Source organism: Paenibacillus sp. FSL H8-0168, assembly GCF_038592955.1.
Classification (GTDB): Bacteria; Bacillota; Bacilli; order Paenibacillales; family Paenibacillaceae; genus Paenibacillus; species Paenibacillus polymyxa_B.
The window spans coordinates 1,389,879-1,406,748 of record NZ_CP151948.1; the positions used below are offsets into that span (position 1 = coordinate 1,389,879).

A 16,870-nucleotide genomic window follows, 5' to 3' on the forward strand; every position below is an offset into this window, starting at 1 on the left:
ATGAACGTGAAGTGCTGAATTTATCCATCAAAGGGATTGACAAGATACAATATGTATCATAAATTTATAATAAAAAATACGATATGTATCTATTAAAGTGTCTTGAGCAGAGGTAGAGGAGGAGTTTGCTTGATTGAAAAGCAAGGCGGAGGGCTGGTATTCCTGTTAAGTGTCCCTCGGAGTGGAAGCTCGCTGCTTACCGCCATTTTGCAAAACCATTCCCGCCTATTTGCCACGCAGGAAATGTGGTTTCTGCTCAGTTTATATGATCTTCCTCAGTCACATGCACGGCCATATGGAGGAACAGGGATAATTCGGCAATTTTTCGAAGGTATGGTCCCCCCCGACGTATTGGAGCAGGCCTCCCGTTCGTATGCACTTGAAATATATAATGGTCTGCTTCAAGGAACAACAGCAGATATGCTTATCGACAAATCCCCGCGTTACTATACGGTGCTGGAATTTATAGACCGTTTATTCCCAGATGCCCGCAGGCTGTGGCTTATCCGGAATCCTTTGGCCATTGTGGCCTCATTCAAAAAGGTTAATCAGCTACGGAATGGACGTTTTCAACTGCTGGAAGAACTGGGGAGCCCGCATTTTAATATGAAAATGACGGATATTACGGTTGGTTTATTCCGTTATGCTCATTATTTTGCTACACCTCATCCACTTGCATACCCGCTTAGGTATGAACAGCTCGTATCCAATCCAACGATGGAGATCGAGAAGCTGTGCGGTTTTCTGGGGATCAAGTATGAGCCGGGGATGGAAAAGTACGGAGACTTTGTGGATACGCCCAAATCCAGTCTTTTTTATAGTATGGGAGCGGGCGATCCCTTCGTAGGAGAGCATGAGCAGGCGCATCAGGATTCGGTACATAGCTGGCAACATTTGTTGAGTAAAACGGAAATTGAGCTGTATTGCAGAAGCATTGGGTCCCGCATGTTTAGGCAGCTTGGTTACGCGGAAGCGCTGGAGCAGGCTGAACAGATGACTGGAGTCCGCTTTGAAGATGAGCCGGATATAGAGCTGCTGAGTCGACGTACACAACAATTCCTCCAGCAAAGCGGCTTTGAATGGAAGGCGGCTTATCGGATGCTGGAAGAACAGGATGCAGATAACAGAGAACTCGTGATAAATGCAACCCGTCATGCAGCATCTCAAGATCCGGCAAGGATGCATGTGGACCAGATCGTGAACGATCGGCGGATTCAATCACTGGAAAACAGGTTGGCACATAGCTATGAGGAGCGGAACCGTCTTATCGCTCAGCTCCAAAGCTATCAACGCCCACATCAAGGTCTCCGATATCGCAGCCTCTTTGCCCGTAAGCTCGGGCGCTTGGCGTCTGTAGTGTTATCAAGTATAGGAAAAGAAAAAGGGGGAAGAACGTGAGTGCGATTGCCGGAATCTATAGCTTTGGGCATGAGTCCGTATGCACCGAAGAAGGCGGGAAAATGATGCAAGCTCTGCGAAAATATCCCGCTGACCGCGTATGCGCTTGGTGTGAAGGCTCTATTTTTTTGGGCTGTCATGCCCAGCATGTGACCCCGGAATCTGTTCATGAGCGTCTTCCCTTCTATGATGAGCTAAGAGATTTGGCAATCACGGCGGATGCAATTATTGACAATCGTTCCGAGCTGTTTGAACGGCTGGGAGTTGAGCAGGAACGGCGGCAAGATATGACGGACAGCGAGCTGATTTTGCTGGCATATGACAAATGGAGAGTGGATGCAGCCGCTTATCTGATAGGTGATTTTGCCTTTGTCATTTGGGATGCCAAGGAACATCGATTATATGGTGCTCGAGATATGACAGGCAATCGTACGTTGTACATCTACCAGCATGACCGAGGATTCGCGTTTAGCACGGTAGTCGCTCCGCTTTTGGCCCTGTCCTCTCTGCGAAAAGAATTGTATGAGCCATGGCTGGCCGAATTTTTGTCCATCCGCGCCATGCAGGAATCCGTCGATATCGGAACGACCGCATACAAGCATATCAACCAGCTTCCTCCTGCACATTGGTTCACTATGGAGGAGGGAAAGCGTACCCTTCATAAATATGCATGTCTGGATGAGGTAGAGCCACTGCGGCTCAAAACAGGGGGCGAGTACATAGAAGCTTTCCGCGAGGTGTTCACACAAGCGGTCACTGCCCGACTACGGACGCATCGCGCTGTAGGGGCTGCCTTAAGCGGAGGGCTGGATTCTGGAGCGGTTGCCAGCTTTGCCGCGCCATCGCTGCACTTGCAACAAAAGCCGCTGCATGCCTACAGCTATGTGCCTGTTCAAGATTTTACAGACTGGACACCGCCTACATTGCTGGCGAACGAACGAAGCTATATTCAGTCTACGGCTCGCTATGTGGGCAACATTCACGAGAATTATATGGATTTTGAGGGGAAAAGTCCGTTTTCAGAAATTGATATTTGGCTGGAACTCATGGAAGCACCCTACAAATATTTTGAAAACTCCTTCTGGATCAGAGGTTTTTACGAAAAAGCACAGGAGCACAATGTCGGTGTACTGTTGACCGGGGCACGAGGCAACTTTACCGTATCGTGGGGCCCTGCACTAGACTATTATGCCCGGCAGTTTCGTCGTTTGCACTGGTTGCAATCCTTTCAGGGATTGTGGCGGTACAGCAAGCTTACGGGCAGGCGCATGTCACATCTACTCCCCGTAATGTTGAAAAAAGCGACTTCACTTGAATCTCATTCATGGTTGCGGCGTAGCAATCGAAGTCCTGTTCCTTCCCTGATTCACCCGGAGTTTGCCAAACGGATGCATGTAGAAGATATTCCTGTATTGAGCGGAACAGGTTGGATAAAAAATGCCGATCAGACGAGAAAAGAGAAGTTCTCAAATTTGGCGATTGCCAACAAAAATGGTGTGGTTGCGACCAAACTTTCACTACGTTATGGCCTATGGGAACGTGATCCGACCGGGGACAGCCGGGTAATTCGTTTTTGCTTATCGGTGCCTTTTGAACAGTATGTGCAAAACGGTCGGGACCGTGCCCTCATTCGTAAAGCCATGCGTGATCATCTACCTGATGATGTTCGGTTGAACCAGCGGGTACGCGGCGTGCAGCCTGCCGATTGGCTACATCGTATGCTTCCTTGCTGGGATACGTTTATGGGGGAGCTTCAACTGATGTGTCATGATTTACGAGCGGCTGAATATCTCAATATTGAGTTAATAAAGACGGCTATGGCGAAACTTCGCCATCCCCGCCCTGAACAGGCGTCTGATCCAAATATACGACTACTAATGCATAGCCTGATCGTGTACCGTTTTCTCTGTGGATTGAACTGATTCAGATTGATCCGGGCGGACAGTTCGTCATTCGTTGGAGGGGAGGTGATGAAATGAGTAAAAAAGAATGGCAGGAACCGACGATAGAGGTGTTGGATATTAGCCAGACCATGGCGGGGAAAGGCTGGAGACAGATTGATTGGGTGTCCGACCACGATGCCGATATTTATAATCCAAGCTAATAGATGGTTATACATGTTATACATGCAGCCAATGTTGGACTGGAAGCCAGACAACTGGGCCGATAACGATTGAATGAACGAAAATAGCATGATCCATTGGACTCGTATTCAATACACAGCCGTCTTTATTTCTTTCGGGTTAGAGGTGTTGCCCAAGAAATAAAGACGGGATTTTTAAAGACAGAGGAGTGAGTCCTACGTGCATGACAGGGGTGCAAATGTCAGTTGGACGAAATATACAGCCTTTGGACTCAGGATTGCGAGTGAGCTGGATCTGCCTGAGCTGATGCTGGCAGCACCAGGAGTGGTAGAGGATGTAGTCATTCGACAGGCTGATTTGACTGCATGGAGTGGTCAGCTGGAGCAGGCCAATTTTGTGATGCTGGATGAGCGATTTATGTTCCGAATACCGGGCACGGCCATTTATGCCGTCAGGGAAGGCAAGGAGATCGAGGTAAGTATATTCTCCGGGGCTGATCCTGACACCGTGCGGCTGTTTGTGCTGGGTACATGCATGGGTGTTCTGCTGATGCAAAGACGAATATTACCTATTCACGGAAGTGCGGTCGTCATTGGGGGGAGGGCCTACGCATTTGTGGGTGAATCGGGTACGGGGAAATCGACACTGGCGGCTACTTTTAGGCAGGCAGGTTATCAGATGGTTAGTGATGACGTGATTGCTGTAAAAGCTACGGGTTCCTCTGCCATTGTGTATCCAGCTTATCCGCAGCAAAAGCTGGGGCTTGAAAGCTTGCTCCAACTGGAGGCTTTACGGGAGAACAAGCATGCACGCACAATAAATCACATACGGTCCCTAACGGATGGCAATTCTGTAATGCCACATTACAGAGATCTGCGTATGCTTGCAGGTGAGCTGAATAAATATGCCGTACCCGCCGTAGATGATTTTTATAACGATCCGCTGCCCTTAGGGGGCGTATTCGAGCTGGTGGCAGATTCTCCAACCCGTGCGTTGATGCGCGAAGGGGAGTTAGTGGCAGTTACGGAACAGCCCTTGAACGTTCTGGAGTGCTTGCATACATTACTACAACATACATATCGTAGGGTGATTATTCCGCGAATGGGTTTGAGTGAATGGTCGTTTGATACAGCGGCTAGGATGGCTCGGAAAGTGGAGGGCTGGCGCTTGCTGAGGGATAGTTCCGTCTTTACTGCGTCCGAGGTTGTACAACGGGTACTTGAACTCATTCGTAAGGAGGAAAAGAGTTATGGCAGCCACTAATCCAGCTAAGGATCATTATCGCGTCATTTACAATGAAGAGGTCTACGTCAGTGATATGGACGGGGAAAAAGTGATGATGAGTATTAACACTGGTAAATATTACAACTTAGGCTTCACAGGAGGACGAATCTGGGAACTGGCAGAATCCGGTCCTTCACTTGGCGATATCGTAACAATCCTGACGAACGAATATGAGGTGGACGAGGAACAGTGCAGACAGCAGGTACATACCTTTGTGGCTGAGTTGGAGCGGGAAGGACTGTTAAAGCTTCTACGGGAGTCGGTATAATATGCGGATACAACGGCTTCTTCTCCTGTCTCCAGAGGTCAGGAGATTGTTGCCGGAAGCTTGGCTGGAGCTGGGATGGGCGAGGCTACGCCAGCGTCGTTCTTTTGGGGACTACTCAAGGATTTGGGGCATATGTATGGAAGAAACTCCATGGCAGTGTGATGTCGGGCAGGAGAAGTCCATTCAGCAGATTTCACACGCTGTGGAGCTGGCAAGCCGTTATACTCCTTGGCGCAGTAGTTGTCTTGTACAAGCCGCTGCGGCAATGACATTGCTGGGACGTAGAAAACTGGACTGCACGCTGTATCTGGGCACAGCCAAAAATGCCGCTGGCCGCTTGGCCGCACATGCATGGGTACGGAGCGGACCGATTTATGTCACGGGGAAACGGGAGATGGAAGCATTTACGGTGGTGGGGATATTCGGGAGACGTGCTGTGACGGATACAAATACAAAGATGGCAGATAAAGGTAGTTCTTTACTTTAACGCGATGAGACAAAAGAAGTCCAAAGAATCGAAGGAGAAGAATGCATGCCCACCAAGTCTGTTTTGGAACTTGCGAATTGGAATGAGGATCAGGAATTAACGTTGTTACTCTCTCTATTGGGGAAAGACTTTTCTCATTGGCAGGATAAGACTGCTGCTACCCAGCTGCGTGAGATGGATTGGGTCCGCTTTTTACGTCTGACCGAGCACCATCGAGTGGTACCTACGGTGTATCTCCAACTGAAAACATTGAATCATCCGTTCATTCCCGCAGAATTGTTGCGAAACCTTCAAGCGCAATATCATCGAAACACGCTTCGCATGCTCCATCTTCAAGCAGAAGCCGGACGTCTGACCAGGCTGCTCATAACTCATGGAATCCGTGTGCTTATGCTGAAGGGTCCTGCTCTGGCGCAGCAATTGTACGGGGATGTTTCTCTGCGTACCTCCAAGGACATCGATTTACTCATTGCCCCTGACGATATGGATGAGGCTGAGCATTGGATGAAGGAAGCCGGATATGCGCCCAAGAGCGGAGAAGTGCGTGTCCTTGGCAGTTGGAAATGGAAGGACCATCATGCATCCTACCTCCATCCGCAAAAACGGGTAGAGATAGAGTTGCATTGGCGTCTTCACCCGGATGGGGGTGGGGAACCCTCTTTTGACGAGCTGTGGAGCTGTCGGCAAATGGGTAAAGCTACAGGAGCCAGTCGGATGGTACCGTTGGCACCTGCCGACAACAGGAATGCGATGACGTCATGTATGTATACGCTTGGCAGCGAGCATCAATTTCTGTACTTGAGTGCGCATGGTGCGCGTCACGGCTGGTTCAGGCTGCGCTGGCTGGTTGACATCGACAGGCTTGCGGTATGTGCTGTCGATTGGGAGGCGCTACTGCCGATGATGCGCCGCTACGGGGGCCTGCCTGCTGGCGGGCAGGCCTGGGCGCTCGCCGCTGCGCTGTTGGGTACGCCGATACCAGAGCCGATGCGTCCGGTATCGGCTACCCGGCAGGCGCACAGGCTCGCGCTGAGCGCGCTGGCCTTCATACAGGCCAGCGTTCCCGCACCATACCCGATTGCCCACGGGTCGGGTACAGGTAGGCTTGCTCCATCAGAGCTGCTGCACAGCAGAGCTTTGGCGGAGCAAGCGGAGGCCGCCCCTCCGGATGGCGGTCCTTCATTGTGCGGTAGCTCTGGCGAAGCAGCCATGCGTACCACCCGTGGCGTTACTAGCATCACGGAAGATGCCAATAACGACGATCATAGCCCGATGAGCACCGCTAGCAGTTGTGCCCCCATTACTCCAGCTGTCGCCTCCAGCCAAGTCATGACCAGAAATAAGGCGGCTGCCCATCAGCCGGTCAGCCGCACTTACTTGCTTTCCTTAAAAGAGCCAAGACACAGACTAAGGTACCTCATCAGCCGTTTGTTTCCTTCTACGGGGGATTCGGCCGTTTTTCCACTGCCTCGCCAGCTGCATTTTTTGTATATCCCTTTACGTCCATTTCTTTGGCTGAAGCGGCGATTTTCAAAGCACTGACTCGATAGAGGATTTTGTAAAAATCCAATAAGCGGCTTTCAATGAACAATATATAGATCGAAATGGTCTAGTTCGTCTATATATTGCACTTTATGAGCGACTGGAATCGAATTTTGCAAAATCCTCGATAAGGAGTGTGCATTATGGTTCACCTGCGATTATATATGACAAAGCTGTATAGCGTGAACGGAGGTGCGTTATTTCTCAATATTGGATGTATGATCATTGTTAGCCTACTGGAGGGTTTTGGCATTTATATGCTTGTTCCTATGCTGGCGGCCATCGGCGTATTTGTCGGTCATTCAGGGATGCCATTTCTGTCTGATGGATTGGATCATTTTTTGCCGTTCGTTCCTAAAAGCTGGCTGTTGCCGGGGATGTTGATGGTTTTTGTAGTGCTGCTCACAGGGCAGGCTTTGCTTCAGCGTTACCAGTCCATCCTGAATTCGCGGATTCAGCAGCGTTTTATGCGTTCTCTTCGAATAGACGTGTACACTTCCTTTATGAAGGCGCAGTGGGCCTTTTATTTGCGTCAGCGTAAATCTGATTTTAGCCATGTGATGACGACCGAGCTGGCGCGTGTCAGTCAGGGAACGAATTTGCTTCTTCAACTGACTACAGCCGTCATGTTTACGCTGATCCAGATTGCGCTGGCTTTTTGGTTATCCCCCTCTTTAACCGGACTGGTATTTCTGAGTGGATTGGGGCTGTTTGTCGTGTTCCGCCGCTCCATTCGAAATGCCAAACAATTAGGTGATCGTACGACTGAGCTGTCGCAGGTTTATTTTGCTGGAATTACGGATCACATGAACGGCATGAAAGATATTAAAAGCAATCTGTTGGAAGCGGCGAATATCCATTGGTTTCGCTCCCTGACACAACGAATGGAGGATAATACGACCCAATTTGTCCGGCAAAATGCGTCCACACAGTTTTTTCATCGTACAGCGGCAGCTGTTTTTGTCGCTTGTGTCATATTTATATCGTTGCAGTGGCTGCATGTTACATCTGAAAAACTGATTGTGTTGATTCTTATATTTTCCCGCTTATGGCCCCGATTTGCTCTTATTCAAGCGAGTCTGGAATACATCATGTCTATGATCTCCGCTTTTGAAAGTGTCACCAAGGTGCAACAGGAGTGCGAAGCTTTCTCCGATCCATCGGTATTCAATCTATCATCTGCAGCTGTACGGCAACCCCTGTCCCTTCGTCATGGAATTGAATGCAGCCATCTGGGTTATCGCTACGATGGTGCAGCAGAGCCTGCGCTGCATCGTATCAATTTGTTCATACCCGCCCGGGGAATGACAGCCATTGTAGGGAAATCGGGAGCAGGTAAAAGTACAATGGTCGATGTCCTGATGGGTTTTTTACGTCCAACTGGGGGGCAGATTACAATAGACGGGCTTGTTCTGGACGACGAATTGTTGCCCCAGTGGCGGCAGTCGTTTGGCTACGTGTCACAAGACCCATTTTTATTTCATGCGACTGTCCGCGAAAATTTGATGCTGGCAGATAAGGATGCTAGTGAGCAGCAACTATGGGAGGCGTTACATTTTGCAGCCGCAGACAGCTTTGTATCCAGACTGCCCGAAGGGCTGGACACGGTCATTGGAGATCGCGGGATTCGTCTGTCTGGAGGAGAACGTCAACGGCTAGTATTAGCACGGGCTGTCTTGCATCATCCTCCGGTACTTATACTAGATGAAGCGACAAGTGCGCTGGATGGTGAGCATGAAGCCGCAATTCAGGCAGCACTGGAACGGATGAAAGGTCAAATGACGTTGATCGTCATCGCTCACCGCCTGTCAACCATCAGACATGCGGATCAAATTGTCGTACTGGATCAAGGCGAGGTCATACAGCAGGGGAACTACCGCCAACTGGAACAAGAGGAGCGGGGGGCGTTCAGTCAGCTACTATCGTATCAAAGCAGTCTCACCGCCACCCCTTAGCCAGACTTTTCTGTAACTCAGCTTAAGTTTCTTTACGTTTGGCAGTGCTTCTTTTCTTTTTGACTGGAGTCGGAGAGATGTTCTCGCCTGCAACAGCCTGCTGTGCTGTTGGGGCTGCTGGTTTACGCGCAGGGCGTTTTTTCGCAGAAGGGCCGGGATCGGTAACGACAGGTTGCACTGCCTCGATGCTGGCCTGAAGGGCGGCCATTAAATCTACTACGTTGGTCTGAGGCTGTGTTGGGGCGATTCGCACCTCTTCACCAGCCACTTTATGCTGAATGAGATCCAGCAGACGCTCGCGGTACTGATCCGTATACTTCGCTGCATCAAAAGGTGTAGATAGCTGCTCGATCAGCATTTTTGCCATGGTCAGCTCCTTCTCTTTAACCTCCTCCTGCCCCGGTAAGTTAGGAACTTGAGCAATGGGGCGAATTTCATCGGGGTAAAACATCGTCTCCACAGCCAAACATTCATCCAACACCCGAATAGCCGCCAGGCTGCTTTTAGAGCGGATGGAGATTTGGGCAATCCCGATTTTCCCGGTATCCTTCATAGCATTCATGAGCAACTTATACGCATTGGAGCCAGCTTGATCCGGGGACAGATAATATGTTTTCTGAAAGTAAATCGGATCAATTTCCTGCAAATCCACAAAATCCAAAATGACAATATTTTTATCCGCTTGTCCGCTAACTTGCTCCAGTTCCTCCTTGTCGAACATGACAAATTTTCCTTTTTCATATTCGTAGCCTTTTCCAATTTCCTCCCACTCAACCTCCTTGTCACAAACTGGACACTTTCGTACATAGCTAAGTGGGCTTCCACACTCCTTGTGAATATAACGCATGGAAATGTCCTTATCCTCCGTAGCTGAAAACATTTTAACGGGCACATGAACCAGCCCGAAGCTGATCGCGCCTTTCCAGACCGTATGCATACCGCCAGTCCCCCTTTTCTTAAATCCGCATTTTGCATCCTTCGTTTCCGGTCAACCCGTGATATGAGCAATATGATTTTTCACTTAGTATGCTTCGTACAAGTGATTGTATGAGGTGCAAATGAAGCCTGCAAATTACTTCCGTTTGCGCATGATTACAGCAATTTTGGTGCATAGTAAGGCATATCCTATTCAAAAGGAGGTACACAATTTATGTCCGAAAAATCCTATCCTCGGCAAATCAGGCATCGTGTGGGCCAAAGCCATATCGCCTTTCGGGGACCCGCCGGAGGCGAACAGGATGCATTGCCGCCCGAGTTTGCCCTTTCCCATGGAATCCAGCCGCCTTTTCCCGTAGCTGTGGCTCATGTGGATTTGGAGGCTGTAGTTTCAACCTCTCCTTCTCACAGCTTTCCATCATTAGACGTTGAACGGATTATAGATGAAGACTAGTGACCTATATTTCTGAAAGAATGCACACAACAACAATCAGGAGGGGAAGAATAGCATGAACGTGGACCGAGCAAAAGCCATTTATGATTCATCCGAAAATATTGCCGTACAATTGGATGGTAAACCGATCTGGATTGAGCATGTAGACGAAGCGAACGGTATGGCAACGGTACAGATAGGTAGCAGACCCGGCAATACCCAAACCGTCCGTGTGGATCGTCTGGAGGAGCGGTAGGAGGGGGCACCAAACAGATTTTTTCCCATAGTATGGAGTGTATGGTCGCTCAAGGTTTAGCGGAATTCTTTTCGAAGGCATCCTCTTTAGAAAGATCTTGCACAGCTGTAGGCTTTCATCGCAGAATGCTACTTGAAAGGTCCCACTCCAACAAAAAAAGGCTCGCAATTGCTCAATGAGCAATTAGCGAACCTTATTTGTAATAATAAATGCAGTCGTAGGGACGAGTTAAATGCCAGACAAGTTAATTTGAAGGTGCAGCTGGTTCCTTTCTATGAACTTTAAACTGCTATGGCCCTCAAATGTGGTGAAACTATCAGTTTAGCCTCTGTTGCTAATTGAACGTCTTCCACCGTCAAACCCGGAGCAATTTCTTTCAGCATCAGCCCTTTACCCGGAATAACATCGATGACAGCCTTTTCGGTTACTATGGTCTTTACAACATTTACAGCAGTCAAGGGCAGCTTGCATTGTTCCAGTATTTTCGGCGCCCCATTTTTGTTCACATGCTCCATGGCTACAATCACTCTCTTGGCTCCAACTACCAAATCCATGGCTCCTCCCATACCTGGCACCTTTTTCCCAGGGATCATCCAGCTTGCAAGGTTGCCTTTCTCGTCGACCTCCAGGGCGCCCAGCACGGTGATATCCACATGCCCTCCGCGGATGATGGAAAATGAAAGTGTACTGTCAAAAAAGCATGCTCCTTCCATGGTTGTAACGTAGTTTCCGCCTGAATCGATACAATCGAGCCTTTCTTTTCCCTGAGCCGCTTTGGGGCCTACACCGAGGATTCCGTTCTCAGCCTGCAGCATAATATGAATGTCATCGGGGATATAGTCCACTACCATTGTAGGCAATCCGACACCAAGGTTGACAACTTCACCACTTTTGAATTCCTGGGCTATTCTTCGAGCAATGAATTCTCTGTTATTCATGCGTTTTCACCCACCTTTACAATTGCGTCGACAAATATTCCGGGAACGTTGACATGATTGGGGTCAATTTCACCCGTCTTTACGTATTCGTCTACCTGAGCAACTACATACTCTGCCGCTGTAGCCATAACCATATTGAAGTTACGTGAAGAGCCGTTGATGACAAGATTACCTGCTTCATCAGCCTTATGGGCTCTGATTAGCGCCACATCCGCTTTGAGCGGGAGTTCGAGCAAATATTCCCTTTCATCAATTTCTATTTTCTTTTTTCCTTCCTCTACAACGGTGCCTACACCTACAGGTGTTAAAACCCCGCCCAAACCGGCTCCTCCTGCGCGTATTTTTTCAGCGAGCGTGCCTTGCGGGAAGAGTTGGACCTCAGCTTCTTTCGTCATCAGGAGCCTTCCCGTTTCCGGATTGGAGCCGATATAGGATGCAAAAATTCGCTTTACTCTGCCACTTTTTACAAGCTTATAGATAGATAATTCCGGTGTGCCTGTGTCATTGGAAACAATCGTAAGATTGCTGGCGGGATTGGTGTCGACAAGCGCACGAACCAGCTCCTCCGGAAAGCCTCCTGCCAGAAAACCTCCGACCATCACCGTGTCTCCGTCTTTGACCTTCTTAACTGCTTCTTCAGCGGAGATTACTTTGTTATTCATGGTTCCTTCTCCTTATATATATTTTTTAGGAAAGCAAACTTTATTGAAGATAATCGTAGAGGACTCTTCCATATGGAAGCGTTAAATCAGCAATAAAATGTTTCCCGCCAATATAAGATTTAACCGGCAAATCTGCCACAGGAGCGTTGACATGGGGGATCAGGCTTAACCTGGCAGGCCCTGACCAGGCTCCTTTTACAGTAATGTTCTCAAGATTATACGCTACTAACTGAGCGATTTTGGGGGTACCGTCAACATCAGGAATTAACTTTAAATTAACTTGCGTTTTTGCGATAGCTTTTGCCGTTTCCTTTTCATCAAGAATGTTATATTTGAAAGGCATAGTTCCCGTGGCCACCAGGACGTTGTTATAATGCAATGTACCCGTCAGCGTCTCCGTCTCCTCAACGATCAAGCGAGGCTTTGCCCATTTTTTTGGAAATCCCCAGACTTCACGTCCCCCCAGAATAGCAGGCGCGTTATCCAAATACATTTGGGCAACAAAATTGCAGGGTTCTCCATGAAAAGTACACGGAATGACAATACCACTTTCCTCATAGCATCCTAAACCGGAAGAATCGGGCATCTTGATCCATTCATAGGAGACCGTATTGCTTCCATCCGGCTCAAGAGGTTCTGGGACCGCCTGTCTTATCGCAGCGGGATCAGTCTCGTAGGTAATGATAAAAAATTCCCGGTTGATGAAGCGGTATGGTGGGCGCCCGTAGCTGCCGCTAGCCGCAGGCATAGATTGGAGTGAAAGTACATCTTTTTGATTCATAGCGATCTCCCTTCCTTTTAAGAGATAGTTCTAAAAGTCATCCTGAACACGCACTTTAAATGAGCGCATTTTCAACTAGCATCGCTATTCCCATTCCTGTTCCGATGCATAACGAGGCGATACCGTAGCGTGAAGATCTTCGCACCATTTCGTGAACCAACGTAGTCAATATCCTAGCACCGCTGGCACCGACAGGATGCCCGATCGCGATTGCGCCGCCATTGACATTCACTTTGTCCAGACTGACCCCTAGCTCTTTCACTACCGCTAATGCTTGTGAGGCAAATGCTTCATTAATTTCAAAAAGATCAATGGCATCGATGGATATACCTTGCTGCTTAAGAAGTGTCGAAATGGCTTTCACTGGCCCCATTCCCATATATGCAGGGTCAACGCCAACAAGTGAATAACCTTTGATATATGCCAATGGCTTTAATGCATGTTCCTTGCATTTGTCTTCCGATACTACAAGCACGGCGGCCGCGCCATCATTGATTCCTGAAGCATTTCCGGCGGTAACCGTCCCGTTCTCCTTAAACGCAGGTTTTAATTGAGAAAGTTTTTCTTGCGTTGTATTTCCTCTTATGTGTTCGTCCTCTGTGAAAGAAATAGTTTCTTTTTTGGTTTTGATCATGACCGGAACAATTTGCTCTTCAAAAAGCTTCTTGTTTTTTGCTTCTATGGCTTTTAGCTGGCTTTGATAGGCAAATTCGTCCTGTTCAAGTCTTGAAATTCCATATTTCTCGGCAACATTTTCTGCGGTAATTCCCATATGGTAATGGTTGATCGGGCACGTAAGGCCGTCGGCCACTAGGGAGTCTACCAACTCACCGTTGCCAAGTTTGTAGCCGTTTCTTGCATTCCTTAGCAGGTAAGGGGCATTCGACATGCTCTCCATGCCTCCGGCCAAGACGATGTTGCCTTGTTCAGCCAATATTGAATTGTAGGCTAAAGCAACGGCATGAAGTCCTGAACCGCAAACCGTATTTATCGTTGTTTCGGGTACATCAATAGGGATACCGGCTTTTAATGCCGCCTGTCTGGCAGGATTTTGTCCATTGCCCGCCTGAAGAACATTTCCCAAATAAATCTGATCGATCAAAGAAGGCTCTAATTTACTTTGCTGAAGGCATGCTGTCATCACAGTTGCTCCCAGTTCGGAAGCGCTTAGAGGCGCAAGGGTTTTGTTAAAAGAGCCGACCGCTGTTCTCAACGGGCTTACTAAAGCTACCTTTTTCATTAAAAACTCACATTCCTTTCGCTGTGTTCAAGACACAATACATCCATGATTGCACTTCAATTCGTAATTTCCGCTCTTAACCTACGAGACGCAGCGACTGCAAGATACATTTGCATGCGGGCATATCATGGTGCCTAAGACAGTGAGTGTGACGGTTCGATCGCCTTCTCTCATTGGAAATTAAAACCATTTTCATCATAGTTCTAATGCAGATTTTGCTCAATGTCCAAATATTTACACATATCTATGTACAGATGTTTATAGAGCCATATAGGCCACAATAATTAGGCTATTCTAATGTTTTCTGTTAATTTCTTAATTTTTCTGAAAATCATGATCATAAATTGAATTTTATGTTAAAAATGAAAATTTCAATCCATACGTGAAAAAGTTTTCTTCGCAAATATTATCTAACTCATCGCTGGGAAATAAAAAAAGCCTCCAGAATTTTCTGAAGACGGCTTTGCCTTTCAATATTCATGATCTTCGTCCTATTGTGCCAGCTTGCTTCTCGTTAAAGGTGTCACTCGAAAGGGCGGTTTTTCACATGAACTAAAAAAGAAGCCGACTTGCTTGAAAGCAATCGGCTTGGAACATTAAACTTCAACAACTCACGAAAAATGTACATCTTCCGTCGCGAGTAAACGCACAAAACGATTGCCAAGCATCCCATTATGATGAGCTACAATTTGTTCACTGCTCAGCACCTTGCTATCAAATGTACTATGTGCATCCAATACGAGTACGTTGTTCTGGTATCCCAGACTATAGGCGCTTCGGCAAGTCGTGTCGAGGCAAAACTCGGTCTGCATCCCCGCAATTACGAGTTGATCGGCCCCCAGTTCCTTCAGTACATGGCCCAATTCGGTTTGGTAGAAGCTGTCCCAGGATGATTTACGGACAATTCGTTCATGAGGAAGAGGACGCACTACGTCGGCGATAGCCCAGCCTACACTGTTTTCTCGGAAATCCTCATCCGCTTCATCGGTATGCTGTACAAAAATCACCGGTGTACCTGTAGCTCTGGCTTTGTCCAAAAGCTGCTGCAAATGCGCTACAACTTCCTGTTCACGATACAGCTTCTCATCATACATGAACATAGCCTGCTGAACATCAATCATGAGTAAAACGGTTTGCCCCATCGTTTCAATCCCTCCCTGTGTGTATCACTAACTTACAATAGCATGTCTTCATGCCTTGCGGCGACATAAGGTGAACTATATAATAAAGAACAAGTTGGAACGGTCCGATTCGGACGAAAGGTGATTAAAATATATGACAATTTCGCAGGAGCAGTTTACGTTCCGTTCTGTCTCAGAGGCACAGACCGGGTCATTGGCAGGTTTTTTGGCAGCCAAAGCGGTTCCCGGAACGGTGATTGTGCTGGATGGAGATCTGGGAGCGGGCAAAACTGCTTTTTCCAAGGCTTTTGCCGGCCATTTAGGTGTGCCGGGCATCGTAAATAGTCCAACCTTTACCCTCATTAAGGAGTACGAGGGCCGATTGCCTTTGTATCATATGGATGTGTACCGGATTTCCCAGGACGAGGCGGAGGATCTCGGGCTGGACGAATATTTTTACGGGACAGGAGTATGTCTGGTGGAATGGGGTAGTATTATACCGGATATATTGCCGGAGCAGCGGCTTCACATGTATATAGAAACAACGGATGTGGGGGAGCGCTTGATTCACCTGACCGGGTACGGCGAGCCTTATGAACAATGGTGCCGCAGTTTGCGGGAGAATGGAGTTTGAACCATGCAAAGAGAGCATACAGATGTGAATGTAAAGCCGCGTGAGCGGTTTTTGACGTTAGATACAGCGACGACCGTGATGGCGGCCGCTCTGATGAACGGAAGAAAATTGCTGGGAGAAAGCAACGTCTATGGCGAACGTAATCACTCCGTGCATGTGATTACCGAGCTGGAACGACTGCTGAATGAAGAAGGGCTGACACGAGATGATGTGGATGGTATTGCAGTTGGTGTTGGACCGGGGTCTTATACCGGTATCCGGATTGCGGTGACCGCAGCCAAAACACTCGCTTGGGCCTGGGGTATCCCGGTGACGTCCATATCCACTTTGCATGCTTTGGCGTGGGGTGGTTGGAATCGCGGCATCGAGATGAAGGGACAAGAAGATAAAAATGAGTCTGTGAATAACGGTTCGTCCGGAGTGCAGGCAGCAGACTGGATTGTGCCTGTGCTGGATGCGCGCCGTGGTCAGGTTTACACGGGGCTGTTCGCCGTGAATACAGTTGACGACGTCGAGAGTCCGCAACGGCTGGAGCCAGATGCAATTCGCTTAATGACTGCTTGGACCGATGACCTGCTGCAACGGCTGGAGGCTTTGCCCTCTGAAGAGCGTCCTCCAGTCATTTGGCTAGTCGGTGAGACGGCGGTTCACGCCGAAACAGCCGAGCGCCTGCGTGCTTGGAGCGAGCTACGTATCGTACCTTATGAGCTGGAGGGAAGATGGGTTGGCCGCCTTGGGGCGGATAAGCTGCTTCGTCAGGAACATGACGAGCTACATACGCTGGTTCCTAATTATACCCAGCTGGCGGAGGCGGAAGCCAATCTGCTTCGTCAGCGCTGAAGAGAGCGGTG

General features: G+C 48.5%; 18 protein-coding genes. 12 read left to right on the top strand and 6 right to left on the bottom strand.

What is annotated here, in order from left to right:
* The first annotated feature begins 129 nt into the window (after positions 1-129).
* The 8 genes from MHI21_RS06350 to MHI21_RS06385 all read left to right on the top strand — a co-directional run bounded on the left by MHI21_RS06350 (position 130) and on the right by MHI21_RS06385 (position 9,018).
* Positions 130-1,398 (top strand): sulfotransferase, encoded by a 1,269-nt coding sequence (locus tag MHI21_RS06350; RefSeq protein WP_341162037.1) that lies wholly within the window; start codon positions 130-132, stop codon positions 1,396-1,398.
* Entirely contained in the window at positions 1,395-3,320 is a 1,926-nt protein-coding gene (locus MHI21_RS06355) for an asparagine synthase-related protein (RefSeq protein WP_341162036.1), read from the top strand. The genes MHI21_RS06350 and MHI21_RS06355 overlap by 4 nt, the downstream gene beginning before the upstream one ends.
* Before the next feature lie 53 nt (positions 3,321-3,373).
* On the top strand, positions 3,374-3,502 hold the full coding sequence (locus tag MHI21_RS06360) for a paeninodin family lasso peptide (protein ID WP_134902123.1): 129 nt from the start codon (positions 3,374-3,376) through the stop codon (positions 3,500-3,502).
* Positions 3,503-3,701: 199 nt separating this feature from the next.
* Positions 3,702-4,745, top strand: coding sequence for a serine kinase (locus MHI21_RS06365; protein WP_342419670.1), 1,044 nt, complete (start codon positions 3,702-3,704; stop codon positions 4,743-4,745).
* Positions 4,732-5,034 carry a lasso peptide biosynthesis PqqD family chaperone gene (locus tag MHI21_RS06370; RefSeq protein ID WP_342419671.1) on the top strand — a complete coding sequence of 101 codons (303 nt, stop codon included), beginning with the start codon at positions 4,732-4,734 and terminating at the stop codon, positions 5,032-5,034. Before MHI21_RS06365 ends, MHI21_RS06370 begins: the two co-directional genes overlap by 14 nt.
* A 1-nt stretch (position 5,035) precedes the next feature.
* Positions 5,036-5,521, top strand: a complete 486-nt coding sequence (locus tag MHI21_RS06375) for a lasso peptide biosynthesis B2 protein (RefSeq protein WP_254350979.1) — start codon at positions 5,036-5,038, stop codon at positions 5,519-5,521.
* Between the two features lie 45 nt (positions 5,522-5,566).
* Complete coding sequence (locus MHI21_RS06380) at positions 5,567-7,063, top strand: nucleotidyltransferase family protein (RefSeq protein WP_342419672.1); 1,497 nt, start codon at positions 5,567-5,569, stop codon at positions 7,061-7,063.
* A gap of 143 nt (positions 7,064-7,206) precedes the next feature.
* Positions 7,207-9,018 carry an ABC transporter ATP-binding protein gene (locus MHI21_RS06385; protein WP_342419673.1) on the top strand — a complete coding sequence of 604 codons (1,812 nt, stop codon included), beginning with the start codon at positions 7,207-7,209 and terminating at the stop codon, positions 9,016-9,018.
* A 22-nt stretch (positions 9,019-9,040) separates the two neighbouring features.
* Here the strand turns inward: MHI21_RS06385 and MHI21_RS06390 are convergent, their stop codons facing one another.
* Entirely contained in the window at positions 9,041-9,955 is a 915-nt protein-coding gene (locus MHI21_RS06390; protein WP_342419674.1) for a Ku protein, read from the bottom strand.
* A 213-nt stretch (positions 9,956-10,168) separates the two neighbouring features.
* Here MHI21_RS06390 and MHI21_RS06395 point away from each other — a divergent pair, with 213 nt between their 5' ends.
* Positions 10,169-10,408, top strand: coding sequence for a hypothetical protein (locus tag MHI21_RS06395; protein WP_341162031.1), 240 nt, complete (start codon positions 10,169-10,171; stop codon positions 10,406-10,408).
* Between the two features lie 55 nt (positions 10,409-10,463).
* Complete coding sequence (locus tag MHI21_RS06400; RefSeq protein WP_342419675.1) at positions 10,464-10,643, top strand: H-type small acid-soluble spore protein; 180 nt, start codon at positions 10,464-10,466, stop codon at positions 10,641-10,643.
* A 281-nt stretch (positions 10,644-10,924) separates the two neighbouring features.
* Here MHI21_RS06400 and MHI21_RS06405 read toward each other — a convergent pair whose 3' ends face one another.
* The 5 genes from MHI21_RS06405 to MHI21_RS06425 form a co-directional block, all read right to left on the bottom strand.
* The gene (locus MHI21_RS06405; protein ID WP_342419676.1) at positions 10,925-11,581 is read right to left on the bottom strand and encodes a 3-oxoacid CoA-transferase subunit B; all 657 of its coding nucleotides are present in this window, start codon (positions 11,579-11,581) and stop codon (positions 10,925-10,927) included.
* Entirely contained in the window at positions 11,578-12,243 is a 666-nt protein-coding gene (locus MHI21_RS06410; RefSeq protein ID WP_160789051.1) for a CoA transferase subunit A, read from the bottom strand. The genes MHI21_RS06405 and MHI21_RS06410 overlap by 4 nt, the downstream gene beginning before the upstream one ends.
* Positions 12,244-12,283: 40 nt before the next feature.
* Complete coding sequence (locus MHI21_RS06415; RefSeq protein ID WP_341162028.1) at positions 12,284-13,024, bottom strand: acetoacetate decarboxylase; 741 nt, start codon at positions 13,022-13,024, stop codon at positions 12,284-12,286.
* Between the two features lie 55 nt (positions 13,025-13,079).
* Entirely contained in the window at positions 13,080-14,264 is a 1,185-nt protein-coding gene (locus MHI21_RS06420) for an acetyl-CoA C-acetyltransferase (protein WP_342419677.1), read from the bottom strand.
* A gap of 611 nt (positions 14,265-14,875) precedes the next feature.
* On the bottom strand, positions 14,876-15,406 hold the full coding sequence (locus MHI21_RS06425; protein ID WP_322159480.1) for a cysteine hydrolase family protein: 531 nt from the start codon (positions 15,404-15,406) through the stop codon (positions 14,876-14,878).
* Positions 15,407-15,539: 133 nt separating this feature from the next.
* Here MHI21_RS06425 and tsaE point away from each other — a divergent pair, with 133 nt between their 5' ends.
* Positions 15,540-16,019, top strand: a complete 480-nt coding sequence (tsaE, locus tag MHI21_RS06430; RefSeq protein WP_023987468.1) for a tRNA (adenosine(37)-N6)-threonylcarbamoyltransferase complex ATPase subunit type 1 TsaE — start codon at positions 15,540-15,542, stop codon at positions 16,017-16,019.
* Between the two features lie 3 nt (positions 16,020-16,022).
* A complete protein-coding gene (tsaB, locus tag MHI21_RS06435; protein WP_342419678.1) occupies positions 16,023-16,859 on the top strand; it encodes a tRNA (adenosine(37)-N6)-threonylcarbamoyltransferase complex dimerization subunit type 1 TsaB in 837 nt (278 codons plus the stop codon).
* The last annotated feature ends 11 nt before the right edge of the window (positions 16,860-16,870 follow it).